The organism is Tepidimonas alkaliphilus (assembly GCF_007556595.1).
GTDB classification, from domain to species: domain Bacteria; phylum Pseudomonadota; class Gammaproteobacteria; order Burkholderiales; family Burkholderiaceae_C; genus Tepidimonas; species Tepidimonas alkaliphila.
The window spans coordinates 373,850-400,573 of sequence record NZ_VJNB01000001.1; the positions used below are offsets into that span (position 1 = coordinate 373,850).

Below are 26,724 nucleotides of genomic sequence, written 5' to 3' on the forward strand. Positions count from 1 at the left end.
GGAGGTGCCCCGACTTTCAAAAGGGGATTAAGACGCCTCGAGTGGCCCAAAAGGCCTTTTCCAGGGTGGAGGTGCCCCGACTTTCAAAAGGGGATTAAGACTTCTCAGCAGCGCCGATGGTGCCGCTCATGATGGTGGAGGTACCCCGACTTTCAAAAGGGGATTAAGACGACGCCCGTGTTCATGCCGAACAGGGCGTCCCGTGGAGGTACCCCGACTTTCAAAAGGGGATTAAGACCACGCCTGTCGCCCTTGCGGGCGAGGTCGCGGGTGGAGGTGCCCCGACTTTCAAAAGGGGATCAAGACCCGTTGTCATCCAGCATCGGCTTGCCCTTCTGTTGAGACTCCCCGACTTGAAAAGGGAATGAAGATCAGGCTCGCGCGCTGAACGGGCAGGGGGGCATCAGGGCGCCTTTACACTCTCGATGCCGGCGCTGTTGTTGCACTTCCGGGATGGCGCGTCGGCGCCTGTGGCGGCAAACCGCAGCGGCGTTGCAGCGCTGGGGCTGGAAGGCTGGCCTAAGCTAGCCCAGCGATGCGCCGGCTGCGGTGGGCCCCGCGTGTGAGGGAGTCCAACGAATGATGAGATCCCAAATACTCCGCGCGCTGTCGGCAGCCCGTCGGTTGATGGCCGCGGTCGGGTTGGCGGCGTTGTCGTGCACCGCCGCGGCCACGACCCCAAACCCGGTGGTTGAGCCGGCGGCCCGTGTGGTGCACCTGCAGGCGCAGGCGGAACGCCGCCTGCCGCACGACTGGGCGGTCGTCACGCTGGTGGCGCACCAGCAAGGCAGCGAAGCGGCCGCGGTGCAAGCCCAGTTGCGCCAGACGGTGCAACTGGCGCTGACGTCGTTGCGGGCGCACCAGCAGCCAGGCGACTTCGAAGTCAGCAGCGGCAGCTTCGTGGTCCAGCCGCGCTACGGGCGTGAAGGGCAGATCGTCGGCTGGCTAGGCAGCGCCGAGCTGCGCGTGCAGGGGCGCGACCTGGCGCGCGTGGCCGCGCTGACGCAGGGGTTGCCGGGGCTCGCGGTCGGCGCCGTGCGGCTGGAGCTGGCGCGCGAGACGCGCCGCGAGGCCGAGTCCGCGCTGCGCCAGCAGGCCATCGAGGCCTTTCGCCAGCAGGCCGACGAGGTCGCACGCGCTTTTGGCGCACGCGGCTGGGTGCTGCGCGAGGCGCACGTCAGCTTGGCCAGGCCAGCAGGCGCAGGCGAACCGGTGGGCTTGCGCACCCTGGCGTTGCCGGCCAGCGCGGAGAGCGGCGCGGCGCTGCCGCTGGAGCCAGGCTTGGAATGGTTGCAGGTTACGGTCTCCGGCAGCATCACGTTGCAGCCGTGACGCCGCGCGGGCCGTCCTTATTGCGCGACCCAGCCGCCATCGACATTCCAGGCCACGCCGCGCACGTTGTCGGCCGCCGGCGAGCATAGGAACACCGCCAGCTCGCCCAATTGCTCCGGCGTGGTGAATTGCAGCGAAGGCTGCTTTTCGCTGAGCAGCTGGCGCGTGGCTTCCGAGGGGCTCAGCCCTTGCGCGGCGGCCTTGGCATCGACCTGCTTTTGCACCAGCGGCGTCAACACCCAGCCGGGGCAGATGGCGTTGCAAGTGATACCGGTGGTGGCGGTCTCCAGCGCCACCACTTTGGTCAGGCCCACCAGCCCATGCTTGGCGGCCACGTAAGCCGATTTTTGCGCCGAGGCCACCAGCCCGTGCACCGAGGCGACGTTGATGATGCGGCCCCAGCCGGCTGCGCGCATTGCCGGCAGCGCCAGCCGGATGGTGTGAAAGGCGCTGCTGAGGTTGATCGCCAGGATCGCATCCCAGCGCTCCGCAGGGAAGTCCTCGATCGGCGCGACGTGCTGGATGCCGGCGTTGTTGACCAGAATATCCACGCGGCCAAAGCGCGCCGCCGCCGCGCGCATCAGGTCCTCGATCTCGGCGGGCTTGCTCATGTCGGCGCCGTGGTAGAGAACCGGCGCGCCCAGCGCTTCGATCTCGGCGCGTGCACGCTCCACATCGCCGAAGCCATTCAACACGATCTGGGCGCCGCGCGCCGCCAATGCCTTGGCGATGCCCAGTCCAATGCCGCTGGTGGAGCCGGTCACCAGCGCCGTTTTGCCTTGCAGCATACGTGGCCCTCCTTGCAATCCGCTACGATGCGGGTTCGGAACAACCCATTATGCCGCCGCGGCGATCCTGACGCGATCACCCTATGGAACCCGTCCTGCAACGCCTGTGCGTCCCCGGCCCCGCCGCGCGCGGGGGCGGGCCGCGCCACCTCGCGTGGTGGTGGTGGAATGCCACCGGCTGCGCCCATCCGCCGCGCGTCGTCGTCTGCGTGCACGGGCTGACGCGGCAGGCGCGCGACTTCGACGTGCTGGCGCAGGCGCTGGCGCCGCACATGGCGGTGGCAGCGGTGGACGTGGCTGGCCGCGGCGAAAGCGACTGGCTCGACGACCCGATGGCCTACCAGCTGCCGACCTACGTGGCCGATCTGATGGCGCTGGTGGGCCACCTGCGCCAGCGGCACGCGCTGGCCACCGGCGGCGATCCCCTGGCGCTGACGGTGGACTGGGTTGGCACCAGCATGGGCGGCCTGATCGGCATGGCGGTGGCGGCGCAGCCGGCGGCGGCGATCCACCGGCTCGTCCTCAACGACGTCGGCCCGGTGATCGAACCGGCGTCGCTGGAGCGCATCGCGCTCTACGTCGGCGCCGACCCGGTGTTCGCCACCGTGGAGGAGGCGGCCGACGCGCTGTGGGCGGCCTCGCCGACGTTCGGGCCGCACACGCGCGAGCAGTGGCTGGCGCTGACGCGGCCGATGCTGCGCCCGGCGCCTGGCGGCGGCTGGCGGCTGCACTACGACCCGGCGCTGGCGATCCCGTTTCGGGCCATGGTGCAGGCGCAGCGCGCCGCTGCCGCAGCCGACCCGCGGGCGGCGCAGCTCGCTTCGGAGGCCGCCGCCCAGGCCGGCGAGGCGATGCTGTGGGCCCTCTACGATGCAATCGGCTGCCCGACCCTGCTGCTGCGCGGGGCTGAGTCCGATTTGCTGTCGCGCGCCACGGCGCTGGCGATGACGCAGCGCGGCCCGCGCGCGCGGCTGGTGGAGTTTGCGGGCGTCGGCCATGCGCCGACGCTGGTGCAACCCGACCAGGTGCGCGCGGTGCGCGACTTCCTGCTCGAGCCATGATCAGCACGGCCCTGAGCGAGTCGCCCGAGACGCGCGCCAGCACGGCGGCCATCCACGCGGCGCTGGCGTCGCCGCAGGCGCACGACGAACGCGCGTTGCAGCGCGCCCGCGCGTTCGCCGAGCCGCTGCTGGCCGGCGAGCGGCTCGACACCGGCGAGCCGGCGCTGGATCACGCCGACGGCGTGGCCGCCATCCTGCAGCGCATCGGCGCCACCGCCGAGCTGCGCGCCTGCGCCTACCTTGTTTATGCCGTGGGGTTCCTGGCACGACCGCGCGAGAGCATCGCCAAGGCGTTCGGCGAGGCGCTGGCCGACGTGGCGCTGGAGACGCATAAGCTCATTCAGCTGCAGCGTCAGGCGCGCCAGCGCGCGCAGCCCGCCGAGCCGGGCGCGCCGGCCAGCGAGCTCGACCGCGTTCAGACCGAGAACGTGCGCAAGATGCTGCTGGCGTTCTCGCGCGACTTGCGCGTGGTGCTGCTGCGGCTGGCTTCGCGGCTGCAGACGCTGCGCTACCACGCCGCCGTCAAGCAGCCGCCGCCGCGGCTGGTGGCTGCCGAGGCGATGCACGTCTTTGCGCCGCTGGCCAACCGGCTCGGCATCTGGCAGCTGAAGTGGGAGCTGGAGGATCTGGCGTTCCGCTTCCTGGAGCCGCAGACCTACAAGGAGATCGCGCGGCTGCTGGACGAAAAGCGCGCTGAGCGCGAGACGGTGGTCGAGCAGGTGCGCCAGCAGCTGGAGCGCGAGCTGCGCGCCCAGGGGCTGGACGTGCAGGTGCAGGGCCGGCCCAAGCACATCGTCAGCATCGTCAGGAAGATGCGCGGCAAGGGCCTGGCGTTCGACCAGGTCTATGACCTGCGCGCCCTGCGCGTCATCGTCGGCACGGTGGAGGAGTGCTACCGCGTGCTGGCGTGGGTGCACGAACACTTCACCCCGGTGCCGGAGGAGTTCGACGACTACATCGCGCGCCCCAAGCCCAATGGCTACCAGTCGCTGCACACCGTGGTGCGCGACGTGCAGGGGCGCACGTTCGAGATCCAGATTCGCACGCGCGCCATGCACGAGCACGCCGAGCACGGCGTGGCCGCGCACTGGGCCTACAAGGAGGCTGGCACCAAGGGCTACGCCGGGGTGACGGCCGCCTCCAGCTACGACGCCAAGATCGCCGTGCTGCGCCAGCTGCTGGCCTGGCAGCGCGACCTGAGCGGCATGGCGCACGGGCTGTTCGACGACACCATCTACGTCTTCACGCCGCAGGCCGCCATCGTCGAGCTGCCCAAGGGCGCCACGCCGGTGGACTTCGCCTACGCGGTGCACACCGACCTGGGCCACCGTTGCCGCGGCGCGCGCGTGGACGGGCAGATGGTGCCGCTCAACACGCCGCTGGCCACCGGCCAGACGGTGGAGATCATCGCCGCCAAGGAAGGCGGCCCGTCGCGCGACTGGCTCAACCCGGAGGCCGGCTACCTGGTCAGCCACCGCGCCAAGGCCAAGGTGCGGGCCTGGTTCAACCACCTGGCGGCGCAGGAAAACATCGCGCGCGGGCGCGAGCAGGTCGAGCGGCTGCTGCAGCGCGAGGGGCGCACCGGCACGAGCCTGGAGGCGCTGGCCGAGGCGCTGGGCTTTGCCAATCCGGACGCGCTGTTCGAGGCCGTTGGCAAGGAAGCCATCACGCTGCGCGCGGTGGAGCAGGCGCTGGCGCCGCCGCCAGCGGCCGCCGCCGAGCCGGCGCCGCTGGTGGTGAAGAAAGCGCGCCCGGCAGCGGCGCGCGCCGGCGACGTGCTGGTGGTGGGGGTCGGCTCGCTGATGACGACGCTGGCGCGCTGCTGCAAGCCGGCGCCGCCCGACGACATCCGCGGCTTTGTCACGCGCGGCAAGGGCGTCAGCGTCCACCGCGCCGACTGCCCGGACTTTGCCGCGCTGGCTGCCCGCCAGCCGCATCGGGTCATCGATGTGGCCTGGGCTGCGGCGCCGTCGGACGGGCCCCATGGGCCGGTGTATGCGGTGGACGTGGGCGTGCAGGCCCAGGATCGCCAAGGCCTGCTGCGCGACATCTCCGAGGCTTTTGCGCGCGAGAAGATCAACGTCGTCGGCGTGCAGACGCAGACCGTCAAGGACACCGCCTGGATGACGTTCACGGTGGAGGTCAGCGACGCCTCGCGCGTGGCGCGCGTGATGGCGGTGCTGGCCGATGTGCCCGGGGTGCTGAAGGTCTGGCGGCGCTGAGCGCCGCGACGGCGGGCTGGGCCGCGCCGGAAAGAGCGGCTTTTTCGTTTATAATTCGAGATCTGTTGACGATATCAAAGCAAGCCTAAACGTCGTCAGCAACGCATCAGCTTAGGCGCGTAGCTCAGTTGGTTAGAGTACCACCTTGACACGGTGGGGGTCGTTGGTTCGAATCCAATCGCGCCTACCATGGGTTACCTTTTCCTGTGTCTAAAAACCGCTTCCTAAAGGTAAGCGGTTTTTTTGTGTCCAGATTTGAGGCGGTTCGCGTCGTCAGCGGAACGTCATCCTTTCCCGTTGCGCAGCCATGGAGCCCGACCCGTCGTCCATCTCTGCCCCATGGGGGCCCGCTTTGCCGCCGCTGGAGCACGACGCGCAGTTGGCCGCGCTGCGCGTGCCGCCCCATTCGCTGGAGGCCGAATCCAGCGTGCTGGGCGGCCTGCTGCTGGACAACGGCGCCTGGGATCGGGTGGCCGATTTGATCACGGATCATGATTTCTACCGTCCCGAACATCAGTGGATTTTTGCCGCCATCGCGGCTTTGATCGGCGCGGGCAAGCCTGCGGACGTCGTCACGGTGCACGAGCACTTGAGCTCGCTGGGCCGCGCCGACGAGGTCGGCGGGCTGGCGTATCTGAACCAGCTGGCGCAATTTGTGCCCAGCGCCGCCAACATCCGCCGCTACGCCGAGATCGTGCGCGAACGCGCTATTCTGCGCAAGCTCATCGCCGCCAGCGACGAGATCGCCGCGCAGGCGCTGACCCCGCGCGGCAAGCCGGTGGCTGCCATCCTGGATGAGGCCGAGCAAAAAATCCTGTCGATCGGCGAGGAAGGCAGCCGCCTCAAGCAAGGCTTTCAGTCGATGGACAAGCTGGTGGTGGAGCTGCTCGACCGCGTGCAGGAGATGGCCGACAACCCCAACGACATCACCGGGGTACCCACGGGCTTTATCGACCTCGACCGCATGACCGCTGGCCTGCAGCCGGGTGACCTGATCATCATCGCCGCGCGCCCCAGCATGGGCAAGACGGCCTTTGCGATCAACATCGCCGAGCACGTGGCGCTGCACGAAGGGCTGCCGGTGGCGGTGTTTTCGATGGAGATGGGCGCGGCCCAACTGGCGGTGCGCATCGTCGGCTCGATCGGGCGCATCAACCAGAGCCACTTGCGCACTGGCAAGCTCACGCCCGAGGAGTGGCCGCGCCTGATCGAAGCGGTGGAAAAGCTGCGCCAAGTCTCGCTGTTCATCGACGAGACGCCGGGGCTCACCCCCGCGGAGCTGCGCGCCAACGCGCGCCGGCTGGCGCGCCAGTGCGGCAAGCTCGGGCTGATCGTGGTGGACTACCTGCAGCTGATGAACGGCTCCGGCTCCGGCGAGGAAAACCGCGCCACCGAGCTGGGCGAGATCTCGCGCGGCCTGAAGATGCTGGCCAAGGAGCTGCAGTGCCCGGTGATCGCGCTGTCGCAGCTCAACCGCGGCGTGGAGCAGCGCACCGACAAGCGGCCGATGATGTCGGACTTGAGGGAATCGGGCGCGATCGAGCAGGACGCCGACATCATCATGTTCATCTACCGCGACGAGTATTACACCAAGGAGCAGTGCAAGGAGCCGGGCGTGGCCGAGATCATCATCGGCAAGCAGCGCAACGGCCCCACGGGCACCGTCAAGCTGGCGTTCCTGAGCGCGCTGACGCGCTTTGAGAATCTGGCCGGCTATGCGCCCTGAGGGCGAGCAGGGGGGTCGGCAGCGTCCTCAGCGTCCGCAGCGGGCGGGCAGGGGGAAGGCACATCGGCGGATTCGCCAAACCAGCGCAGGCTGAGTCGCCCTTTGCCCCCGCCTTTGGCTCGATACATCAACCAGTCGGCTTGCGCCAGCAGGGCCCCCAACGCATGCCGGCCGTAAAACATCAGGATGCCGATGCTGGCCGATGGCGCCACGCCGGCGGCTTCTTCCACCGGCTGGCGCAAGCGCCGCAGCAGCGAACGCCCCACGCGCTGCGCCACTTGCCGCGCAGCCTCGGCGTTTCGACCCAGATCGGTCAGCAGCGCGACGAACTCGTCACCGCCCAAGCGCCCCAGCGGGTCGGTGTCGCGCACGCTGGCGCGCAAACGCCGCGCCACCGCCCGCAGCACCTGGTCGCCCGCGGCGTGGCCGTGGGCATCGTTGATGCCTTTGAAATCGTCCAGATCGATGAACAGCAACGCGCACCACGATGGCTCGCGGCCCTGGCGCAGCAGCGCCTGCTCGATGCGGTCCAGCAGAAGGCGGCGGTTGGGCAGGCCGGTCAGCGCGTCGTAAAACGCCAGCTCGCTGAGCTCATCCTCACGGCGCTTGAGCTCGGTGATGTCGCGCACCAGCACGACGAAACGCTCATCTTGAGCGTCGCCTTCTTTGCGCGCGGCGGAAAGCTCAAACCAGCGCCGCCCTGCCGGCAGATCCAGCGGGTAACGGTAGCCATACGCTTGGCCGTGCCGTTGGGCCTCAAGCAGCGCTTGCTCCCCCACCTGCCATACTTCGGGCGGCAGCAACTCGCGGTGGTTGCGTCCGACGATCGCCTCAGCGGGCGTCCACAGCAGCTCCGGCCGCGGTGCGTGCACGCCATGAAACACCCCGTCCCGATCGATTTCGAACATTAAATCCGGCAGCGCCCTCAAGGTGGTGGAGAGGTCGGCGCGCACCCGCCGCAGCGCCTGCTCGGTGCGCTTGCGCGCGGTGATGTCTTGCGCCACGCCGACGTAGCCGATGAATTGCCCTGCCGCGTCGAAGCGTGGCATGCCGCTGATGGCGCACCAGCGCAACGCGCGCCCGGGGCGGCGCCAGCCCAGTTCCAGGCCGGCAAACGGCTGACGTAGCTCCAACACGCGCCGGTGACGCCGCCAGGCGTCCGGGCCGGGGTGGAAGACCGGACTGTCCCATGGCGCGTGGCCCAGCGCGTTGCGCAACTCGGCGGGCAGGGGCCTGCCGTCCAGGCGCGCCATGCGCACCAGGCGGTGCTGGTCATCCATCACCCAAAGCCACTCGCACGCCAACGCCAACAGCAGCGGCGCCGGCACGGGCCAATCCCACGTGGCCGCAGCGGCGGCCTCCACGTGGAGCGGAAGCGAGGGCTGACGATGCATGCCACGACGACCGGAATGCCAAAACTATCATCGTAGCCCGCTTGAACTCGCTTGAACATCCCCCGTTTAGGGGATGTCGCCGCGAGCCCGGCGTCGCTTTACGCGGCGGCAGGGGTGACGTTGACCATGTGATCGGCCAGTTGCTGCAGCGCTTCCGTCAGAGCGTGGCGCAGACCTTCGTCGGCCACCTCTTCGGCCAGCGCCAGGCGCATGCACAGCATCCACTGGTCGCGCTCCCGCGGTCCAATGGCAAACGCCAGGTGCCGCATCCGCAGCCGGGGGTGCCCGCGCTTTTGAACGTAAAGCGGCGGCCCTCCGAGCCAGCCTGACAAAAATTCAAACAGGCTCTGGCGCGCGTGCGCTAGGCTTGGGGGATGCATTCGGCGTACGTCTTGGGCCTCGGGCAGCTCTTCCATCAGGTCGTAGAAGCGATGGACAAGCCGACGCACCGCTGGCTCGCCGCCGAGCGCTGCGTAAGGGGTGGTCGGAGAGGGATTCACGGATGCCGTCCTCCTCAACGTAGGGATGATGGCAAGCGCGGTTTAGGCCGCTCGCTGAACACCCGCCTCAGGTGCAGGGCCAAAGAGCCGCGGCGTCAACCGCACATACCACGCAGCGGCCTGCACCTGCACGATGTAAGCCAGCGCGATCAGCAAGGCCGCCTCGGCGCCGGCGGCGCCGAACACCCCCATCGCGATGGCCAGGGCGATCGACAGGTTGCGCATGACGGTGCCATAGACCAGCGCGATGCCATCGCCGCGCGCGAACAGGGCGCGCGCCAGCGCCGTGCTGAGCGCAAAGTTAACGCCGTAGAGCACGAGCAGCGGCGCCAGCAGCGCCGGCAGTTGCGCCGGGTGGGCCAGGATGTCGTTGGCCTTCAGCGCCAGCGACACCGCGACGATGCCGAGCACCCCCAGCGTGGAAAGCGGCGCAAAGCGCGGTGCGAGCCGCTGCTTGAACGCCGCCTCGCCATGCCGCACCACCAGCCAGCGGCGCGTGGCGGTGCCCAGCGCCAGCGGCAGCAGCACGATCAGCGCGATCTGCGCAAACACCTGCAGCAGTGGCACCGGCACCACCGCGCCGAGCAGTGCGCGCAGGTACAGCGGCGCCAGCAGCGAGCCGGCCAACAGGCCGATCACCGTCATGCGCACGGCAGCCGGCACATTGCCCTTGGCCATGCCGGTCCACGAGATGGTCATGCCCGAGGTCGGCAGCAGCGCGGTTAGCAGCAACGCCAGCCGCAGCATCGGCTGCTCGGGGAAAAACAGCAGCCCTAGCGCGTAGCCGATCGCCGGCAGCAGCACGAAGTTGACCGCCAGCGTCACGCCCTGCAGCCGCAGCCCGCCGGGGCGTAGCAGCTCGCGCAGATCGACGCCAACCATCATCGGATACACCATGAGGAAGGTCAGCGGCAGGATCAGCGCGCGCAGCGCCGGCTCCGGCAGCCAGGGCCCCAGCAGCAGGCCCAGCGCCATCGCGCCGGGAATGCTCCAGACCAGGTTTTTCTGCAGCCACTGCAGCAGCGTCCACATGGGCGGCCTCCGGTTGCGGCTTAGGCGTTGCGCAGCGCCAGCGCCCACGCCTGCATGGCATCGTTGGCGGGCTTCATCGGCGCGTCCATGAAGCTGATGACGAAGTGCGAGCCGGTGTCGGCAATGCCGATCGAGCGCGGACGCACCGCCAGCACCTGCGGATTCGGCAACGCGTGGCCGAAGCAGAACAGCACGTTGAGGGCGGCCTGGATGTTGGGGGCCACCTCGCCGCCGATGGCGCGCGTGTGCGCCAGGTGGTCGAAGGTGCCGAGGTAAGTCACGCGCGGCGTGCGCTCGATGCATTGGCGGAAGTAAGCCGCGATCTCCTCCGCGCTGCGGTAGGTGGTTTCGCTCTTGTCGAGGTCGAGCACGGTGATGGGGTATTTCTCTTGAAAGTGCAAGGATTGCATGGTCAAAAGCCTCGTCGGAAAAGATGCTGGGGACGAACCCCTGGGCAGGAATGCACGAGCCGTGCCAGCGGCGACCGTGTCGGCGCGCCTGCGTGCTTCGCGCGCCATGGGGTGGGGTTGCTCCGGCATCGCCTTCTTGTCTGACAATATTGGCAGTCAAGGTGAGGCGCCCATGCAGTCCCTCCACGAACTCATCGCCTTTCTCGAAAGCTTGCCCGAGCCGCACATCCTGTTTGACCGTCACTACCGCATCCTGGCGGCCAACACGGCCTACCGCCTGGCCTTTAGCCCCAATGGGGAGGTCGTCGGGCGGCGTTGTTATGAGGTGTCGCACCGTTTCGACCGGCCGTGCGACCAGGCCGGCGAATCCTGCCCGCTGGCACTGTCGTTGCGCTCTGGCGCGCGCGAGCGCGTGCTGCACCTGCACCACACGCCCAAGGGGGAGGAATACGTCAACATCGAGCTGACGCCGCTGCCCGATGCCCATGGCAAGCTGCATGTGTTTGTCGAGAAGGTGGCCGCGCTGCCCAGCGCCCGTCCGCGCAGCGACGAGGCGGCGATGCTGGTCGGGCGCTCGCCGGCGTTTCAGCGCATGTTGGCGCGCGTGGCGCGCGCCGCGCCGGCGCAGGCCAGCGTGCTGCTGCTGGGCGAATCCGGCACCGGCAAGGAGCTGGTGGCGCGCGCCATCCACGAAGGCAGCCCGCGCGCCTCGCGCCCGCTGGTGGTGGTGGACTGCTCCAGTCTGCCGGAGTCGCTGTTTGAGTCCGAGGTGTTTGGGCATGAAAAAGGCGCGTTCACCGGCGCCACGCACACCAAAATCGGGCTGGTGGAAGCGGCCCACGGCGGCACGCTGTTTCTCGACGAGGTGGGCGACATCCCCATGACGATGCAGGTCAAGCTGCTGCGTCTGCTGGAGTCCGGCACCTACCGGCGCGTCGGCAGCACCGAGCTGCGCCGCACCGACGTGCGCGTGGTGTCGGCCACGCATCGCGACCTGGAGGCGATGATGCGGCAAGGGCGCTTCCGCGAGGACCTGTATTACCGGCTGTCCACGTTTCCCATCCACCTGCCGCCGCTGCGCGAGCGGCGCGAGGACATCCCGCTGCTGGCGGAGGCGCTGCTGCGTCGCGTGTGGCCCCAGCGGCGGCTGACGTTGCACCCGCAGGCGTTGCAGCGTCTGATGGTGCATCCGTTTCCGGGCAACGTGCGCGAGCTGCGCAACGTGCTGGAGCATGCGGCGCTGTGGTGCGACGGCGATGAGATCCTGCCGGAGCACGTGGAGGAGGCGCTGGCCGCCGGCCGCCGCGCCGCGCCAGCCAGCACGGCAGCGGCCTTGGCGATTGAGCCCGATGGCCCGCAGGAGCCTCCCGACGAGGCCCCGCTGCCGACGGCGCGCCGCGAGCGCGAGCGTGAGACGCTGCGCCGCGCGCTGCAGGCGCACCACGGCAGCCGCGCGGCGCTGGCGGCGCGCCTGGGTATCAGCGAGCGCACGCTCTACCGCAAGCTCAAGGCCCACGGCCTGCTCGACGACGGGCCGGGATCACCAGATCGGCAGCCCGACCGCGCCTGAGGCGCCATCGGCCCTCGACGCGGCAGCGCGACCATGGGCGGCTGCGGCGCCGCATCCTCCGCCTCAGCGCCGCCGCGTTGCAGGCAGGTCGGCGTAGTAGGCCGCCAGCGCCTCGATCTCGGCGCGGCTGAGCCGCTCGGCGAAGAAGCGCATGCCCTTGGCGACGTCGTTGTGGCGCTGCCCGCCGTGGTAGTGCAGCATGGTGCGCACAAAATAGACCGGATTTTGGCCGCCCAGCGCCGGCGCCTCCAGCTTGCCGCCCTGGCCGCCGACGCCGTGGCAGCTGGCGCACGGCGTGATCAGGCGCTGCGGGTCGCCTTTGCGCACCAGCTGCTCGGCCTAGGCGTGCGTGACGCTGCTCACGGGCCGCGGCGTGCCGTCGTCGCGCGGCAGCGGCAGGCTGGCGTAGTAGGCTGCCACGTCGGCGATCTGCTGCGGCGTCAGCATTTGCGCCACGTCGCGCATCAGGCGCGCGCCTTCGGTTTCCAGCCGCCGGCCCTGTTGGTAGTCCAGCAGCATCTTGGCGGTGTAGCTGGCCTTCTGGCCGGCCAGGTGGGCCCAGTTCAGCGTCGGCGCCACGCCAACCTCGCCGTGGCAGGAGGCGCAAAACATCTGGCGGTGCACCTGCTCGCCCCGCTTGGCGTCGCCCGGCGGCAGCGCGGCCAGCGCCTGGCGCAGGCTGGCGCTGGTCCACGCGGAGGCGGGCGCGGCCTCGTGCGCGGCGGGGGCGGCACCCGCCGCGGTGCCGATGCCCAGCAGCGCAGCGGCTGCCAGCAGGGTAGGGATCATGCGTCGCATCGTGCGCTCCTTTCGCATCAGGCAAAGCAGTCCTGGGTGAAGGTGCGCAGCCACGCCTGCTGGTAGCGCGCGCCGAGCCGGATCTGCACCGGCGAGGCGTCCAGCGGCAGGTAGCGCTCCTTGCCGTTGACGCGGCCGATCTTGCCGTCGGGCAGGATGCGGAACACGTCGGCGACGAACAGGCCGTAGTCCTTGCCGGCCAGCGCGTAACAGGTGTTTTCCCACAGCGGCTCAGGCGCTTTGCGGCCGGCCAGCTCCTCGACGATGGCGCGCGCCACCACCTTGGCCTGCGTGTTGGCGGAAAAGCCGCTCTTGGGCATCGCGTCGGCGATGCTGGCGTCACCGATGACGTGGACGTTGGGCACCAGCGTCGAGGCGAACGTGCGCCGCTCGATCGGGCAAAAGCCGCTGCTGTCGGTCAGGCCGAAGGCGCGCGCGATCGCCCCGGCGCGCATCGGCGGGATGATGTTGATGACGTCGGCCTGGATCGTTTCGCCTTCGGTTTCCAGCCGCATGCGCTTGGCGTCGAGCTTCAGCGGCCGGCCGCCGTCCTTGCCGCGGATCCAGCTGATCATGCTCGGCTTGCTGTGGGTCTTCAGCTCCACCTTGTCGGCCATCTTCTTGGCGTAGTCCTCCGGCAGGTTGAAGCCGTAGAGGCGGTTCCAGCCCAGCATCATCGTCTCGTCGGTGACGAAGGCGTCCTTCGGGTCGGCGATGATGACCTTGGCAGTGGGGTTGCGCTGCAGCAGCCACTCGGTGACCAGCGCCGCGCGCTCGTAGGGCCCCGGCGGGCAGCGGTAGGGGTTGGGCGGGGCGGCCAGCACGAACAAGCCGCCCGGACGCATGGCCTTGAGCTGCTGCGCCAGCAGCGCGGTCTGCTCGCCGGGGATCCAGCCCGATGGCACCGCGGTGCGCGCCACCTGCTCGCTGTAGCCGGGGTAGGCGTCGTAGAGCAGCTCAATGCCGGGCGAGACGATCAGCCGGTCGTAGCCGATGCGCTGCTTGCCGGCGGTGGTGACGACGCGCGCCACCGGATCCAGCGCCACCGCAGCGTCGAACACGAAGCGGATGCCATATTTGTCGCGCAGCGTGTCGTAGCGCACCTCCAGGTCGCGCATCGTGATGTGCTCGGTCAGCACCTCCGACGAGCCGTAGGGGCGGATGTAGATCGGGTTGCGCTCGATCACCGTGACGTCGAGCGCCGGATTGAAGAGCTTGAGGTACTTGGCCGCGGTGGCGCCGCCGACGCCGCCGCCGACAACGACGATGCGCGCCTTGTCGTTGGCGAAGGCCAGCGTCGGCGCGGCTGTGGCGGCCAGCAGGCCCAGGGCCCGGGCCATCCAGGCGCGGCGCGTGGAGCAGGCGGCGGGATGCAGGATGTCGGTCATGGTTGCCCCCCTTGCAGCGGCTGCTGCGCTGCGAAGAATTCGGCCATCGCCAGCAGCTGCGCGTCGGTGAAGCCGCGCGCCACGTGGCCCATCAGCGTGGAAGGCCGTTTGCCATCACGAAAGTCTTTCATCGTGCGCACGAACTGCTCCACCGGCATGCCGGCCAGCGGCATGAACGCCTCGTCACCGAGCTGGCCATTCGTGCCGTGGCAGGCGGCGCAGCTGTGCGCCATCACGTCGCCGCGCAGCGGCTCGTCGCTGGCCACGTTCAGCGGGCTGGGCGCGGCCGGGGCCGCGGCTGCCGGGGCGCTCGCGCCAGCGCCGCCGGCCGGGGCCGAAGTCTTCTGCGCCACGGTGGCCACGGCCACGCCGACGCTGGTCAGCCCGGCGGCCAGCAGCACCGGCCACAACGTGCGCCGCCAGGCGGGTTGTTTGCGTTCGCTCATGGTTTGCTCACTCCTTGGCATGGGCAGGCGCTGTCAGCGCAGCCACACCCACAGTCCGACGCCGAAATAGGCCAGCGTCCACAGCACCAGCAGCCGCACCGACCACTGGCCCAGCGCCGTCACGCGCGGCCCCGGGGTGTAGGCGCCCTCGCGCTGCTGGCCGGCCTGCCACGCCACCGTCAGCAGGTAGCCCAGCGTGACGCCGCCGACGACGGCGAAGGTCACGAAAAACAGCACCGTGCTATACCAGTCCATCTGCACCCGGTAGTCCAGCGCGTTGTAGCCATGGGCGCCCAGCAGCGTGCCGTAGCGCAGCGCCTCGCGCGCGGCGCCCACCACGATCAGCGCCAGCGCACCGGCGCCAAAGATGCCGTAGCCCCAAAAGCCCCGGTCCAGCCGCGGCCCCAGCGCGAGCGGCAGCGCCACCACCGCCAGCAGCGCCGCCAGCGCCAGCCAAACCCATGGCGAGGTGGCGAACCACGCCATCGTGGCCGGCAAGGTGACCATCCACAGCGTGCCCAGCAGCAGCGCCGCCGCGCCGCCGGCCACCATCAAGCGCTGCGCCAAGGCGCGCACCCAGTCGAGGTAGGCCGCATCGGCCTCGCCGGCGCCGATCAGGTAGCGGCGGTAGGCATACAGCCACGCCCCGGTCACCGGCGCCGACAGCGCGATGAAGAAGCCAAAGCGTGGCAGGTTCCAGTAGTGCAGGCTGCGGCCGCTCGGATCGATCGCGCCGCCCGGCGCATACCACTGCATCCAGTCCTGAGGAAACAGCATCTGGTTGGTCAGGCTATGCACGATGAAGCCGACCAGCAGCAGCAGCGCCACCGACACCGCCATCCACGCCGTGCCGCGCGCGCCGTCGCGCACCAGGTCGTGGTTGCGCCAGTAAAACATATACATCGCCAGGTAGCCGCCGATCAGCGCGACGATGAAGCCGATCACCCACCAGGCCGACAGCACGTTGGAGGTGTACCAGAACGGGTCGTAGATCACCTGCACGAACAGCAGCGGCGCCACGCCCAGCACGATCGCCACCGAGACGGCAACCTTGGCGGTGGTCAGCATCGCCGCGGCAAGCCGGCGCCAGTGCGTCTCGGCGCTGAAGGCGCCGCGCAGCGTCAGCGCCGAGGTGCCCAACATCACCTGCACCGCCGCGATGTGCAGCGCAAACGTCAACACCCCCAGGATCAGGAACAGCGCCGGATGCGCCGGCACCCCAGCCTGGTCGCGCAGCGCGTAGAGCATTTCCGGGGTCATGGCATCACTCCTTGACAGGGGCCTGGGCCGTGGCCGCCGCGGTGGCGGTGGCGCGACCCGGCAGGGTGGACAGGATGTAGGCCGCCAGCGCCTGCGCCTCGTCGGCGCGCAGCGGGATCTGCGGCATGTACAGCGTGTTGCCGCTGGCCAGCGCCGCCTGCAGGTACTCGGCGACCTCGCCTTCGCTGGCGGCGGGGCTGAAGTAGCGCGCCAGCGGGCGCATGCCGGTGGCCGACAGCGAGTGGCAGTTGGAGCAGGCCGCCAGCGCCAGCGCCCGGCCGGCCTCGACGCGGTTGCCGTCGCGCACGGTGCGCAGCTCCTGCGGGATGAAGGCGTGCGTGGCCAGCCAGCCGTGCGCCTCGAGCTTGGGGATCTCGGACTTCACGCCCATGCCGGGCACGTCGCGGCCGACCACCTGGTTGGAGTAGACGTACTGCCCGGCCACCCACGGCTTGCGCACCGACTCGCGCGCCACTTCCTCCGGCCACAGGCCCACCACCAGGATGGCCACCGTCATCGCGGCGGCCAGCCCCGGCATCAGCAGGCGCGGCTGCGCCCAGGTCAGCGCGAAGTACAGCACCGTGCCGCCCACCGCCACCGCCAGCATGACGGGGAAGCGCTCCGGCAGGCGGTTTTCCAGCACGATCGCGGCGGTCTCGGGCAGCGTGCTCAGGTACCACTGCAGCATCGCCACGCCGGCCAGCGCCGAGACGATGCCCACCACCGATAGCGTGCGCGCCACACGGCGCTTGAGCTCGGCGTCCTCAAAGCGCGCGGCGACGATGCCGCCGACCACCGCCATGATGGTGAACATGAAGGCGGTGCGCATGCCCAGGTGCGCGAAGGTGTTGCCGCCGTAGAAGGCGTTAAGCACGCCGCCGGTCTCGGCCCACTCGGGGCGGCCGGGCCACATCATGAAGCTCAAGATGCCGACGATGATCAGCATCGTCGTGTAAGACGTCAGACCGAAGATCACCGCGATGCGGGTGTGCGTGCGCACATCGACCTTGCCGACCAGATACACCAGCATGTAAACGCCGGCCACTTCAATCACGAAGAACACCCATTCGGTGGCCCACATCCACACAAAGCTGTGGATCAGCGCCGAGATCCCGCGCGGGCTGGCCACGGTGGTCGAGTACCAAATGCCCGGGCCGGTGATGGAGCCCAGCACGTAGCTGAACACCAGCAGGAACATGCCGTAGCGGCGCACAAATTCCAGCAACCCGGGCTGGTTGGTGCGGTAGGCATGGTTGACGAGCCAGGCGAAGAAGATCGCGGCCGCCACCGAGGTGTGGGAAAACAGCACGTGGGCCGTGGCGATGATGCCGACGATCCATCCGCTGCCCACGCTGGTGTCGAGCCAGGTCGGGTACAAGCCGATGAGGTCCATGGGTTGTTGCTCCTGTTGCCGATTCGCGGTGGAAACGGGGAATGCCGCTCGATACCGCGGGTGGTATGGCCTGTTACAAAAAGCATGCCAACCCCAGCCCGGGGATGTATCACCTGCGCAGGCGTTGCGGCGCAGGGCCTTCAGGCGGTGGGGCGGGGGCCGGCCGCGGGGGTGAGGGCGGAATGACTGTCAAAGTTGGCAGACAGGATGGCGCGTCAGGGGCATCGAGATGTACCGATGCTTGGATTGCCGTCGACTTGCACAGTGGCGGACGGGTGCTTCGCTGGCTGCCCGCGACTCGTTGGCGTCGGCGGTCTCTCGGTATGCCTGCGTGTCACTCGCAGCCCGTGCGCTGGCACCGCTTGCGCCAAGGCGTCGAAGTCGAGCCGCGCCGGCCCGCCGTGCCCGAACGGGTGGCGCACGAAGCGCGGCAGGATCAGGGGCCCCAGGCAGCAACCGCCGTACGGCGGCAGCGGCTGCTCGCCGCACGGGTTGGTGGCCTCGATGCGCGCGATCGCGCGCAAGTTGTTGTCGCGCTGGATGGCGTCGAGGAACAACACGCCCGGCTCGGCGCAGTCGTAGGCCGCGCGCATGACCACCTCCCACAGCACGCGCCGGTACACCCACAGGCCATCGGCCCTACGCGCCGCCCCGGCGGCCTTGCGCTCGTCCGACGGCTCGACGCGGTGCACCAGCTCCCACTCGGCGCCGGCCTGCACGGCGGCCTCGATGAAGGCGTCCGGCACCGCGACCGAGACGTTGAAGGGGCTCCACCGCCCCGGCGTGCGTTTGGCGGTGACGAACTCGAGCACGTCGGGGTGGTCGATGCGCAGCACCGCCATTTGAGCGCCGGGGCGCACACCGTCTCCAGCCACCGCCGAGGCCATGCGCTCGAAGGCGTCGACGCAGGCGCACGGGCCGCCCGCCGGCGCGGTGGGGTTCGGCCGAGCGTCGCGCGGCCGGACGCGGGAAAAGTCGCAGCCGACGCCCCCGCCCAGGCGCAGCGTCTCGCCCGCCTCGCGCAGCGCGGCCTCCAGCCCCGGGTAACCGTCCGCATCCGTGCCGTGCAGGGCATCCCCCAGCGGCTGCACGAAGCAGTTCACCAGCGTCGCCGGCGTGCCGCGGCCCGCCGCGCTCATGATGCGGCCGGCGCCGATCGCCCCGGCGGCCAGGTGCTGGCGGAAGCGCCGCGCCCAAAGTGTCCGCCGATCCGCCGGCTGGGCCGCGGCCACGGCCCGTGCGACACGCCCGAACACGTCGTCCGGCCCCCGCTCGCCCGGCGCAAGGTCGCGCTGCCGCAGCACCTTCACGCTGATCGGCTGGGGCGGCAGCAGCGGCAGCACCTCGTCGGCGGGTGTGCAGTCCATGGGGACTCTGCGGCATCGGCCGAGCTGATTACACCACCGCTGCCGCGCCCCCGAAAGGATCGACTTGGGAACGTGGGAATTTCGCGGCGACCACCCCGCAGGCTCATACCTCGTTGGACAAGACTCACGCTTGACGGCCGCTTCGCCTGGCTCTAGGATGAAGTAGTTCTCAACACTACTTTTGGCGGCGCCATGAAGACACTGACGGCCAGCGAAGCCAACCGGCATTTCTCCCATCTGCTGCGCCAGGTCGCCGAGGGCGAGGTGGTCACCATCGTCTCGCGCGGCAAGACAGTGGCCACGATCCTGCCTGCCCGGCCAGATCACTTCGAGCGGCAGCGCGCGCGTCAGCGGCTGCTTGCGCGGCTGCACCAGCAACCCGCCAGCAGCGCACGCAACTGGACACGCGATGAGTTGTACGAAGGCTGACCGCCGTGCGTGTGGCGCTCGATACCAACGTGTTGGCGTATGCTGAGGGCGTCGGTGATGCGGCACGCTGCGTGCAGGCTCGGCAGTGGGTCGAGCGCTTGGAGGGCCATGACGTCATCCTGCCGGCGCAGGCGTTGGGGGAGCTTGTCCGCGTGCTCACCCGCAAGGCTGGCCGCGATGCGAGCGTGGTGCGCCAAGACGTTTTGAGCTGGGCCGACAGCTTTGAGGTGGCCGACTCGACCTGGCCGGCATTTGAGGCAGCGCTGGACTTAACCGTCGACCATCAGTTGCCCATCTGGGACGCCTTGATTCTGGCCGTCTCGGCGCAAGCGCGCTGTCGAGTGCTGCTATCGGAAGACTTCCAGCATGGCTTCACCTGGCGGGGGGTCACCGTGCTCGACCCCTTCGCCGAGCCGCATCCGCTGCTTGCCTCCCTGCTTGGCTAGCAGCGAGCCGGGCCTGACCGAATGCTGGATGCGGTGCTGGATGAGCTGGAAAGCGTCAAGGCGCGCATCCGCGCGCGCGGCGAGCCCATCTCCGGCGAACTCAAGTAACCAAGCCCGCCACGGCGTCAGCAGCGGGAGTTGAGCAGACCTTGCTTAGCATCGAGCTGTCCGCAGCCCCGCATTAGGCGGGTTGCCCGAACCCGCGTGACGCAAGGTTGCGTCATGGTAAGGTCGGATGCGGATGAAAGGGAATGCAGGTGGAAGGGCCCACTTGTCCGCGTGAGGCTGCACCGACGGTGGCTGCCAGCGACCTCGACTGGATGAAGGAAGCGCTGGCGCTGGCCCGCCAGGCTGCGCGCGCCGGCGAGGTGCCGGTGGGCGCGGTGGTCGTGCACCAGGGACGCGTGATCGGGCGGGGCCACAACCAGCCGGTGAGCCGCCACGATCCCACGGCCCACGCCGAGATCGTCGCGCTGCGGCAGGCGGCGCAGATGCTGGGCAATTACCGCCTGGACGACTGCACTTTGTATGTGACGTTGGAGCCGTGCGCAATGTGCGCGCAGGCGGCGCTGCATGCGCGGCTGGCGCGGGTGGTGTATGGCGCGCGCGAGCCGCGCAGCGGCGCTGCCGGGTCGGTGGTGAATCTGTTTGCGCTACCGGCGCTGAACGCGCACACCCAGGTGCTCGGCGGCGTGCTGGCCGAGCCGGCGGCGGCGCTGCTGCAGGATTTTTTTCGTCAACGCCGTGCGCAGCAGCGCGCGCAGGCAGTGCCGCTGCGCGACGACGCGCTGCGCACGCCGCAGGCGGCGTTCGACGCGGCGTGGGCGCTGGCGCAGCAGGCCGGTCTGCGCCGTGACGAGGTTTCACGCCACTGGCAGCACGAGGTGGCGGCGCTGCAGGGCCTGAGACTGCACGCGCTGGATGTAGGCGACGCCTCAGCGTTGACGGCGGATCTGTGCCTGCACGGCCCGTATGGCTGGTGGCCGCAGTGGCTGCCGTGGCTGCTGGCGCGCGGCGCATTGGGGGGGCGCTGCCTGGCGCCGGATCTGATCGGCTTTGGTCAAAGCGACAAGCCCAAGAAGGAGCTATGGCACACCCCGGAGCGCCACGCCGCGGTGCTGGCCGACTGGCTCGACACGCTGGGCGTGCGGGAGGTGCGCCTGTGGCTGGCGCCCGGGGCCGAGGCGTTGCTGCCGGCATTGCAGGCGGCGCTGGGCGCCCGGCTGGCGCGGGTCGAGGTGGTGGATGCAGCCCAGTTGCTGCCAAGCGGGCCGTGGCAGCAGGCGCCGTTTCCGGACGCCGGCCACTGCGCCGGGCCACGCGCCTGGGCCGGCTGGCGGCTCGCCTCCACCACCGGCGCGGCACGATAATGCGGCCATGGCCTCCATCTACGTCTATTCCCCGAGCGGTGCGGTGCGCGACCGCGCCGGCCTGCGCCGCGCGCTGCGCCGCTTGCAGGCGGCTGGCCACGACGTGGTGCTGGACGAGGCGGCGCTGGCGCGGCACCAGCGCTTCGCCGGCGACGACGAGACCCGGCTGGCGGCGATCGCGCGTGCCGCAGCCAGCGGGGCTGACATCGCACTGACCACCCGCGGCGGCTATGGACTCACGCGGCTGTTGCCGCGCCTGCCGTATGAGGCGATCGACGCGGCGGCGCGGCGCGGCATGGCGTGGGTGGGGCTGAGTGACTTCACCGCGCTGCAGCTGGCCGTGCTGGCGCAGCGCGGCACGCCGACCTGGGCTGGCCCGGCCCTGCTGGAGGATTGGGCCGGCGCGACGGTGGACGAGATCACCGCGGCGTGCTTCGACGATCTGGCCCGCGGGGTGGGGGAGGGGGCCGGCTGGCGGTTGCCGGCGGCGGACCTGCGCGCGTACCCCAATCTGGCGCAGGGTTGGCGGCTGCAGGGCGCCACGCTGTGGGGCGGCAACCTGTCGATCCTGGCCAACCTGGTTGGCACGCCGTTTCTGCCGGCGGTGGAGGGCGGCGTGCTGTTCCTGGAGGACGTCGGCGAGCACCCCTACCGCGTCGAGCGGATGCTGACGCAGCTGCTGCTGGCCGGCATCCTGCCGCGGCAGCGGGCGGTGCTGCTCGGGGCGTTCAACCGCTACACGCTCACGCCGCACGACCGCGGTTTTCGCCTGGAGACGGTGGTGCAGTGGTTGCGCGCGCAGCTGGGCGGCGTGCCGGTGCTGACCGGGCTGCCGTTCGGGCACGTCCCGACCAAGGTGGTGTTGCCGGTCGGCCGGCACGTCGAGCTGGTGGTGGAGGGGCGCGAGGCGCTGCTGTTCTGGGGTTGAGGGGCGTGGCGACCCCGCCCGGCATGCCTCATGCGGCAGGCGCGGCGGACTGGGCTGCGGCCTCGGCCACGCGGCGAGCCAAGTGCGCCAGCGCTTCCTCAACCTGATCGATCAGGATCAGCGCCAAATCCCCCGGCTGCAGCCGCGCCAGCGCCGCGTCGATGGCGGCGAACTCGCCGCGCATGGCGGTGTGCCAGCGTGTGCGCGGCGCGCCCTCCAGGCCGCGCCGCAGCAAGGCGATCGTTTCGCCGTCGGCGCGACCACGCTGGCAGGCGTCCTCATACAGCACGGCCTCGTCGAACACCTGGCCCAGCAACTGCGCTTGGGCGATGATGTCTTGGTCGCGCCGGTCGCCGGCGGCGCTGATGACGACGAGGCGCTTGGCCGCGGGCATCGCCTCCACCGTGCGGCACAGCGCGGCGATCGCGTCTGGGTTGTGGCCATAGTCAGCGATCACGGTGGCGCCGCGGTAGTCGAAGCGGTTGAAGCGCCCCGGCACCGCCTGCGCCGTGGCCTCAAAACTGGCCAGACCGCGGGCGATCGCTTCCCAGCTCACCCCCACCGCCCAGGCCGCCGCCACCGCGGCCATGGCGTTGTCCACTTGAAAAGCGATGCGTCCCGCATCGGTGAGGGGAATGTCGGCCAGCGGCAGCCGCACCTGCCGCGGCCCTTCCGCTGCCACGATCGCGCCCTGATCGACGAACACCACGCGCTTGCCCAGCGCCCGGTGCGTGGCCACCACCGGGTGGTGCGCGTCGGGGCCAAAATAGATGACCTGCCCGGGGCAGAACGGCGCCATCGCGACGCAGTGCGGATCGGCGGCGTTGAGCACGGCGTAGCCGTCGGGCGCGACGTTTTGCACGATGACGCGCTTGAGCACCGCCACGTCTTCCGGGGTGGTGATGTAGTTCAAGCCCAGATGGTCGCCGGTGCCGATGTTGGTGACCACCGCCACATTGCAGCGGTCAAAGGCCAGTCCCTCGCGCAAAATGCCGCCGCGGGCGGTTTCCAGCACCGCTGCTTCCACGTCCGGATGCGCCAGCAGTCGGCGCGCGCTCTTGGGGCCGGAGCAGTCGCCGCGGTCGATGGCGCGCCCCTCCACATACACCCCGTTGGTGTCGGTCAGGCCCACGCGCCAGCCGTGCGCGCGCAGCAGGTGCGCGGTCAGCCGCACGGTGGTGGTCTTGCCGTTGGTGCCGGTGACCGCCACCAGCGGGATGCGGCCATCCTCGCCGGGGGCGAACATGTGGTCGATGATGGCCTGCCCGACGTCGCGTCCTTTGCCGTAGGAGGGGCTCAGGTGCATGCGCAGGCCCGGGGCGGCGTTGACTTCCACGATGCCGCCCTGCTGGGCCTCCAGCGGCTGCATGACGCTTTGGCAGACCACATCGACGCCGCAGACGTCCAGGCCGACCGTCATCGCCGCCAGCACCGCGCGCTGCGCCACCAGCGGATGCACTTCATCGGTGACGTCGGTGGCGCTGCCGCCGGTGGAGAGATTGGCGTTGTTGCGCAGCACCACGCGCTGGCCCAGCGCCGGCACGCTGTCGGGCGTGAGGCCCTGCTGCGCCAGCCGCTCCAGCGCAATGCCGTCGAGCCGGATGCGCGTCAGCGGCGTGGCGTGACCGTCGCCGCGGCGCGGGTCGGCGTTGACGCGTTCGACCAGCTCGCGCACGGTGTGCACGCCGTCGCCAATGACCAGCGGCGGGTCGCGCCGGGCAGCGGCCACCAGCCGGTTGCCGACGACCAGCAGGCGAAAGTCCACGCCGGGCAGGTAGCGCTCCACCATCACCTCGTCGCTGTAGTGCCTGGCGGTCTCGTAAGCCGCCAACACCTGCTCGCGCCCCTGCACGTTGACGGTGACGCCCTTGCCTTGGTTGCCATCGCGCGGCTTGACGACCACCGCGCCGCCAAGCTCCTGCGCGGCGCGCCAGGCGTCTTCGGCGTCGCGCACCGGGCGGCCCAGCGGCACCGGAACGCCCACGGCGTGCAGCAGCTTTTTGGTCAGCTCTTTGTCCTGCGCGATCGACTCCGCGATGGCGCTGGTGCTGTCGCACTCGGCGGCCTGGATGCGCCGTTGCTTGGCGCCCCAACCCAGCTGCACCAGGCTGCCGCTGGTCAGCCGTCGATAGGGGATGCCGCGGCGCACCGCAGCCTCCACGATCGAGCGGGTGGAGGGGCCCAGGCGCAGATCCTCATCGAGCTCTCGCAGGCGCGCCACCACCGCGTTGGCGTCAAACGGCGCGCCGTCGCGCGCGGCCTGCAGCAGCTTGAGCGCTTCGTCGAACGCGGCGCGACCAACTTCCTCGACGCTGTATTCCACCACCACCTGATAGACGCCAGCGTCCGGCGCGGCAATCGTGCGCGAAAAGCTCACTGGGCAGCCGGCTTCGATTTGCAGCATCAGCGCGCCCATCTCCAGCGCGTGCGCCGGGGTAAAAGCGCCCAACAGCTCCGGCTCGGGCAGGGCGGCCAGCACGGGCAGCCGCTCGCGCAGGCGGGCTTGAAAGTCGGGCCGCACGCTGGCATCGAGCTCATCGGGCGAGCACTGCACCGTGGCTTCCAGGGCGGTGTGGCGGCTCCACAAATTGGGCCCGCGCAGGGCCCGCAGACGCATGACCTTCATCGAGGCGATCCTTCTGCAGGGTCACAAATCGGCCAGCTCCGCCGCGGCCATCTCCAGGCCCGCGCGGATCAAATCCAGCGGCAGCTGCAGCGCCACGCCAGCGCCGACTGCGGCCAGCAGCGTGGAGCGCCGCACGCGCCGCAGCAGCGCCTGCACGCCCGGCTGATCCAGCGCCAGCACCGGCGCCGTGCCGCTGCCGCGCGCCAGCACCACCTGGCCGTCCTCAACGGTGACGAAGCGCCCGCCCTGGGCGACATGCTCAGCGCGGCGGGGATGGTCGGCTTGCTCCGTGTAGAACAGCACCGCGCCGTCCGACAGCTCGGCCAGGCTGGCACAGACTTCGCAGTCGGCATTGAGCACCGCGCAGCCATCGGGCAGCACCACATCGACTTGCGTGCGCAGCACCTTGCGCATCTGCTCCTGCGTGGTGATGTAGTGATCCTCCAGCCCCTGCGGCGGCGGCACGTCGGTGACGACGCCGATCAGGCAGCGGTCGTAGGGCAAGCCTTCTTCCAGAAGGCTGCGCGGCGAGCTTTCGATCACCGCGGCCTGCACGCGGCGGTTCATCAGGATGCGTTGGCCCGCCTCCCAAGGAGAGGCTGCGCCAGCCTCCACCGGCTGCATCTGCAGGTAGAGCCGCCCGTCGCAGGCCACCCCGGTATGCTGGCCGCCGCGCTGCAGCAGCCAGCCGATCAGCCGCGTCAGCGCCGCGGTGTCGCGCGTGCCGGTGACGCCGACGATCGGGATACGGCCCGTCTGCCCGGGCGGGAACAGGTGCGCGACAATGGCCTCGCCAACCGGGCGCGGGGTGCCGCGCGCGGGCTTGAGGTGCGGCAGCAGGCCCGGGCCGGCGTTGACCTCGACGATGGCGCCCCCTTGTTCCGCCAGCGGGCGGCTGATGTCCTGCACCACGAGGTCGATGCCGGCGATGTCCAGCCCCACGACGCGCGCGGCCAGCGCCGCCAGCTCGGCGATGTCGGGGTGCACCAGGTCGGTGACGTCGTCGGTCAAAAGCCCCGTGCGCTGCACCAGCACGCGCCGTCCCGCTTCGGGCACGCTGTCGGGGCCGAGACCCTGGCGCTGCAGCTCCAGCATCACGTCGCGGTTTTCCGGCAGGCGGATGGTGTCGAGCGGGTATTCCTCCTCCTCGCCGCGGCGCGGGTCGCTGTTGATGTCGCGCTCGATCAACTCGCGCACCGTGTGCTGGCCGTCGCCGGTGATCCAGGCGCACTCGCCGCGGCTGGCCGCCACCATCCGCCCGCCCACCACCAGCACGCGGTGCTCGGTGCCGGGGATGTAGCGCTCCACCATCACCTCGGAGCCCTCGCGCTCGGCCAGCCGGTAAGCGGCTTCGAGCTCCTCGCGCGTGCGCACGTCCAGCGACACGCCGCGCGCATGGTTGGCGTCGGTGGGCTTGACCACCACCGGCAGGCCGATTTCCTGCGCCGCCTCCCAGGCATCCTCGACGCTTTCCACCACGCGCCCTTCCGGCACCGGCACGCCGCACTCCGCCAGCAGCCGCTTGGTCAGGTCCTTGTCGCGCGAGATGCCCTCGGCGATCGCGCTGGTGCGGTCGGTCTCGGCGGTCCAGATGCGCTGCTGGCGCGCGCCGTAGCCGAGCTGCACCAGGTTGCCGCCCTCGATCAGGCGGATGTGCGGGATGCGCCGCGCCGTGGCCGCATCGACGATCGCCGCGGTGCTGGGCCCCAGCGCCCAGCGGTCCACCAGCGCCTTGAGCCCCTTGACCGCCGCGGCGACGTCGAAGGGCCGGTCGTCGATCGCGGCGCACAGCAGGTCGCGCCCCTGCCACACCGCCTGCTCGGCCACCTCATACTGACGCGCGCGGATCACCATCTTATAGACCCCCCGCTGCGGCGTGGAGCGTGTTTGCCCAAAGCCGGTGGGCAGCCCGGCCAGATTCAGCAACTCAATGGCGATGTGTTCAAGAATGTGGCCGGCCCAGGTTCCCTCGCGCAGCCGCTGCAGGAAGCCGCCGCGCTCGCCGACGCCGCAGTGGTGCTCCACCAGGCCGGGCAGCCAGGCGGTCAGCCGCTCGTAGAGCCCCGGCAGGGTGTGCGACGGGCGATCTTCCAAATCGCCGATGTCCAGCAGGGCTTCCAAAGCAGGCCGATACGTCCAGATGTTGGGCCCGCGCAAGTGGCGCATGCGCAGGATGCGAAGGTGGGTGCAGGTCATGGAAAGGTTTGCCAGCGGTCGCCGCCGTAGAATGCGGGGCCT

At 70.2% G+C, this 26,724-nt stretch carries 23 protein-coding genes and 1 tRNA gene; 10 read left to right on the top strand and 14 right to left on the bottom strand.

Annotation, left to right across the window (positions count from 1 at the left end; all coding sequences use genetic code 11):
• Window positions 1-579: 579 nt before the first annotated feature.
• The gene (locus Talka_RS01780) at window positions 580-1,332 is read left to right on the top strand and encodes an SIMPL domain-containing protein (RefSeq protein WP_143889372.1); all 753 of its coding nucleotides are present in this window, start codon (window positions 580-582) and stop codon (window positions 1,330-1,332) included.
• A gap of 17 nt (window positions 1,333-1,349) precedes the next feature.
• On the opposite strand, the gene Talka_RS01785 is transcribed toward Talka_RS01780, so the two are convergent.
• Window positions 1,350-2,120: a 3-hydroxybutyrate dehydrogenase gene (locus Talka_RS01785; protein WP_143889373.1), complete on the bottom strand. Its 771-nt coding sequence runs from the start codon at window positions 2,118-2,120 to the stop codon at window positions 1,350-1,352.
• An 83-nt stretch (window positions 2,121-2,203) separates the two neighbouring features.
• Between Talka_RS01785 and Talka_RS01790 the strand changes: the two genes are divergently transcribed.
• The 4 genes from Talka_RS01790 (at window position 2,204) to dnaB (ending at window position 7,129) form a co-directional block, all read left to right on the top strand.
• A complete protein-coding gene (locus Talka_RS01790; protein WP_143889374.1) occupies window positions 2,204-3,181 on the top strand; it encodes an alpha/beta fold hydrolase in 978 nt (325 codons plus the stop codon).
• Window positions 3,178-5,403 carry a RelA/SpoT family protein gene (locus tag Talka_RS01795; protein ID WP_143889375.1) on the top strand — a complete coding sequence of 742 codons (2,226 nt, stop codon included), beginning with the start codon at window positions 3,178-3,180 and terminating at the stop codon, window positions 5,401-5,403. The genes Talka_RS01790 and Talka_RS01795 overlap by 4 nt, the downstream gene beginning before the upstream one ends.
• A 113-nt stretch (window positions 5,404-5,516) precedes the next feature.
• Window positions 5,517-5,593 (top strand) — tRNA-Val (locus Talka_RS01800).
• 117 nt (window positions 5,594-5,710) lie between these two features.
• Window positions 5,711-7,129, top strand: coding sequence for a replicative DNA helicase (gene dnaB, locus Talka_RS01805; protein ID WP_143889376.1), 1,419 nt, complete (start codon window positions 5,711-5,713; stop codon window positions 7,127-7,129).
• Here the strand turns inward: dnaB and Talka_RS01810 are convergent.
• The 4 genes from Talka_RS01810 to Talka_RS01825 all read right to left on the bottom strand — a co-directional run bounded on the left by Talka_RS01810 (window position 7,117) and on the right by Talka_RS01825 (window position 10,465).
• Window positions 7,117-8,457 (bottom strand): GGDEF domain-containing protein, encoded by a 1,341-nt coding sequence (locus tag Talka_RS01810; protein ID WP_221933832.1) that lies wholly within the window; start codon window positions 8,455-8,457, stop codon window positions 7,117-7,119. The genes dnaB and Talka_RS01810 overlap by 13 nt on opposite strands.
• A 164-nt stretch (window positions 8,458-8,621) precedes the next feature.
• The gene (locus tag Talka_RS01815) at window positions 8,622-9,023 is read right to left on the bottom strand and encodes a group II truncated hemoglobin (protein ID WP_143889378.1); all 402 of its coding nucleotides are present in this window, start codon (window positions 9,021-9,023) and stop codon (window positions 8,622-8,624) included.
• Window positions 9,024-9,065: 42 nt separating this feature from the next.
• Entirely contained in the window at window positions 9,066-10,055 is a 990-nt protein-coding gene (locus Talka_RS01820; RefSeq protein WP_143889379.1) for an arsenic resistance protein, read from the bottom strand.
• Window positions 10,056-10,075: 20 nt separating this feature from the next.
• Window positions 10,076-10,465 (bottom strand): DUF6858 family protein, encoded by a 390-nt coding sequence (locus tag Talka_RS01825; protein ID WP_143889380.1) that lies wholly within the window; start codon window positions 10,463-10,465, stop codon window positions 10,076-10,078.
• A gap of 172 nt (window positions 10,466-10,637) precedes the next feature.
• Here Talka_RS01825 and Talka_RS01830 point away from each other — a divergent pair, with 172 nt between their 5' ends.
• The gene (locus Talka_RS01830) at window positions 10,638-12,035 is read left to right on the top strand and encodes a sigma-54 interaction domain-containing protein (RefSeq protein ID WP_143889381.1); all 1,398 of its coding nucleotides are present in this window, start codon (window positions 10,638-10,640) and stop codon (window positions 12,033-12,035) included.
• Between the two features lie 63 nt (window positions 12,036-12,098).
• On the opposite strand, the gene Talka_RS01835 is transcribed toward Talka_RS01830, so the two are convergent.
• The 7 genes from Talka_RS01835 to Talka_RS01865 all read right to left on the bottom strand — a co-directional run bounded on the left by Talka_RS01835 (window position 12,099) and on the right by Talka_RS01865 (window position 18,687).
• Window positions 12,099-12,362, bottom strand: a complete 264-nt coding sequence (locus tag Talka_RS01835; protein WP_185970025.1) for a c-type cytochrome — start codon at window positions 12,360-12,362, stop codon at window positions 12,099-12,101.
• Between the two features lie 12 nt (window positions 12,363-12,374).
• Window positions 12,375-12,833, bottom strand: a complete 459-nt coding sequence (locus Talka_RS01840; protein ID WP_185970026.1) for a c-type cytochrome — start codon at window positions 12,831-12,833, stop codon at window positions 12,375-12,377.
• 17 nt (window positions 12,834-12,850) lie between these two features.
• Window positions 12,851-14,221 (bottom strand): FCSD flavin-binding domain-containing protein, encoded by a 1,371-nt coding sequence (locus Talka_RS01845; RefSeq protein ID WP_246100522.1) that lies wholly within the window; start codon window positions 14,219-14,221, stop codon window positions 12,851-12,853.
• Window positions 14,218-14,667, bottom strand: a complete 450-nt coding sequence (locus tag Talka_RS01850; RefSeq protein ID WP_246100523.1) for a c-type cytochrome — start codon at window positions 14,665-14,667, stop codon at window positions 14,218-14,220. Before Talka_RS01850 ends, Talka_RS01845 begins: the two co-directional genes overlap by 4 nt.
• Before the next feature lie 33 nt (window positions 14,668-14,700).
• A complete protein-coding gene (locus Talka_RS01855; protein ID WP_143889384.1) occupies window positions 14,701-15,927 on the bottom strand; it encodes a hypothetical protein in 1,227 nt (408 codons plus the stop codon).
• Window positions 15,928-15,931: 4 nt separating this feature from the next.
• Window positions 15,932-17,320, bottom strand: a complete 1,389-nt coding sequence (locus tag Talka_RS01860; protein WP_143889385.1) for a cytochrome c — start codon at window positions 17,318-17,320, stop codon at window positions 15,932-15,934.
• A 215-nt stretch (window positions 17,321-17,535) separates the two neighbouring features.
• Window positions 17,536-18,687 carry a hypothetical protein gene (locus Talka_RS01865; RefSeq protein ID WP_143889386.1) on the bottom strand — a complete coding sequence of 384 codons (1,152 nt, stop codon included), beginning with the start codon at window positions 18,685-18,687 and terminating at the stop codon, window positions 17,536-17,538.
• Window positions 18,688-18,879: 192 nt separating this feature from the next.
• On the opposite strand from Talka_RS01865, the gene Talka_RS01870 reads away from it, so the two are divergent.
• From Talka_RS01870 to Talka_RS01885, 4 genes are all read left to right on the top strand, one after another.
• Window positions 18,880-19,116: a type II toxin-antitoxin system Phd/YefM family antitoxin gene (locus tag Talka_RS01870; protein ID WP_143889387.1), complete on the top strand. Its 237-nt coding sequence runs from the start codon at window positions 18,880-18,882 to the stop codon at window positions 19,114-19,116.
• Between the two features lie 5 nt (window positions 19,117-19,121).
• Window positions 19,122-19,562, top strand: coding sequence for a PIN domain-containing protein (locus tag Talka_RS01875; protein WP_143889388.1), 441 nt, complete (start codon window positions 19,122-19,124; stop codon window positions 19,560-19,562).
• Between the two features lie 296 nt (window positions 19,563-19,858).
• Window positions 19,859-20,932 carry a tRNA adenosine(34) deaminase TadA gene (gene tadA / locus Talka_RS01880; protein WP_246100524.1) on the top strand — a complete coding sequence of 358 codons (1,074 nt, stop codon included), beginning with the start codon at window positions 19,859-19,861 and terminating at the stop codon, window positions 20,930-20,932.
• A 7-nt stretch (window positions 20,933-20,939) separates the two neighbouring features.
• The gene (locus tag Talka_RS01885) at window positions 20,940-21,860 is read left to right on the top strand and encodes an LD-carboxypeptidase (RefSeq protein ID WP_143889390.1); all 921 of its coding nucleotides are present in this window, start codon (window positions 20,940-20,942) and stop codon (window positions 21,858-21,860) included.
• Between the two features lie 28 nt (window positions 21,861-21,888).
• Here Talka_RS01885 and cphA read toward each other — a convergent pair whose 3' ends face one another.
• Complete coding sequence (gene cphA, locus Talka_RS01890) at window positions 21,889-24,486, bottom strand: cyanophycin synthetase (protein WP_143889391.1); 2,598 nt, start codon at window positions 24,484-24,486, stop codon at window positions 21,889-21,891.
• A 21-nt stretch (window positions 24,487-24,507) separates the two neighbouring features.
• Entirely contained in the window at window positions 24,508-26,682 is a 2,175-nt protein-coding gene (locus Talka_RS01895; protein WP_143889392.1) for a cyanophycin synthetase, read from the bottom strand.
• Window positions 26,683-26,724 lie beyond the last annotated feature (42 nt).

Bases quoted from the DNA above. Each gene is read 5' to 3' on its own strand.
- Talka_RS01780 (WP_143889372.1), top strand. From the start codon at position 580: ATGATGAGATCCCAAATACTCCGCGCGCTGTCGGCAGCCCGTCGGTTG.
- Talka_RS01785 (WP_143889373.1), bottom strand. From the start codon at position 2,120: ATGCTGCAAGGCAAAACGGCGCTGGTGACCGGCTCCACCAGCGGCATT.
- Talka_RS01790 (WP_143889374.1), top strand. From the start codon at position 2,204: ATGGAACCCGTCCTGCAACGCCTGTGCGTCCCCGGCCCCGCCGCGCGC.
- Talka_RS01795 (WP_143889375.1), top strand. From the start codon at position 3,178: ATGATCAGCACGGCCCTGAGCGAGTCGCCCGAGACGCGCGCCAGCACG.
- dnaB (WP_143889376.1), top strand. From the start codon at position 5,711: ATGGAGCCCGACCCGTCGTCCATCTCTGCCCCATGGGGGCCCGCTTTG.
- Talka_RS01820 (WP_143889379.1), bottom strand. From the start codon at position 10,055: ATGTGGACGCTGCTGCAGTGGCTGCAGAAAAACCTGGTCTGGAGCATT.
- Talka_RS01825 (WP_143889380.1), bottom strand. From the start codon at position 10,465: ATGCAATCCTTGCACTTTCAAGAGAAATACCCCATCACCGTGCTCGAC.
- Talka_RS01830 (WP_143889381.1), top strand. From the start codon at position 10,638: ATGCAGTCCCTCCACGAACTCATCGCCTTTCTCGAAAGCTTGCCCGAG.
- Talka_RS01840 (WP_185970026.1), bottom strand. From the start codon at position 12,833: ATGCGACGCATGATCCCTACCCTGCTGGCAGCCGCTGCGCTGCTGGGC.
- Talka_RS01845 (WP_246100522.1), bottom strand. From the start codon at position 14,221: ATGACCGACATCCTGCATCCCGCCGCCTGCTCCACGCGCCGCGCCTGG.
- Talka_RS01850 (WP_246100523.1), bottom strand. From the start codon at position 14,667: ATGAGCGAACGCAAACAACCCGCCTGGCGGCGCACGTTGTGGCCGGTG.
- Talka_RS01855 (WP_143889384.1), bottom strand. From the start codon at position 15,927: ATGACCCCGGAAATGCTCTACGCGCTGCGCGACCAGGCTGGGGTGCCG.
- Talka_RS01860 (WP_143889385.1), bottom strand. From the start codon at position 17,320: ATGGACCTCATCGGCTTGTACCCGACCTGGCTCGACACCAGCGTGGGC.
- Talka_RS01865 (WP_143889386.1), bottom strand. From the start codon at position 18,687: ATGGACTGCACACCCGCCGACGAGGTGCTGCCGCTGCTGCCGCCCCAG.
- Talka_RS01870 (WP_143889387.1), top strand. From the start codon at position 18,880: ATGAAGACACTGACGGCCAGCGAAGCCAACCGGCATTTCTCCCATCTG.
- Talka_RS01885 (WP_143889390.1), top strand. From the start codon at position 20,940: ATGGCCTCCATCTACGTCTATTCCCCGAGCGGTGCGGTGCGCGACCGC.
- cphA (WP_143889391.1), bottom strand. From the start codon at position 24,486: ATGAAGGTCATGCGTCTGCGGGCCCTGCGCGGGCCCAATTTGTGGAGC.
- Talka_RS01895 (WP_143889392.1), bottom strand. From the start codon at position 26,682: ATGACCTGCACCCACCTTCGCATCCTGCGCATGCGCCACTTGCGCGGG.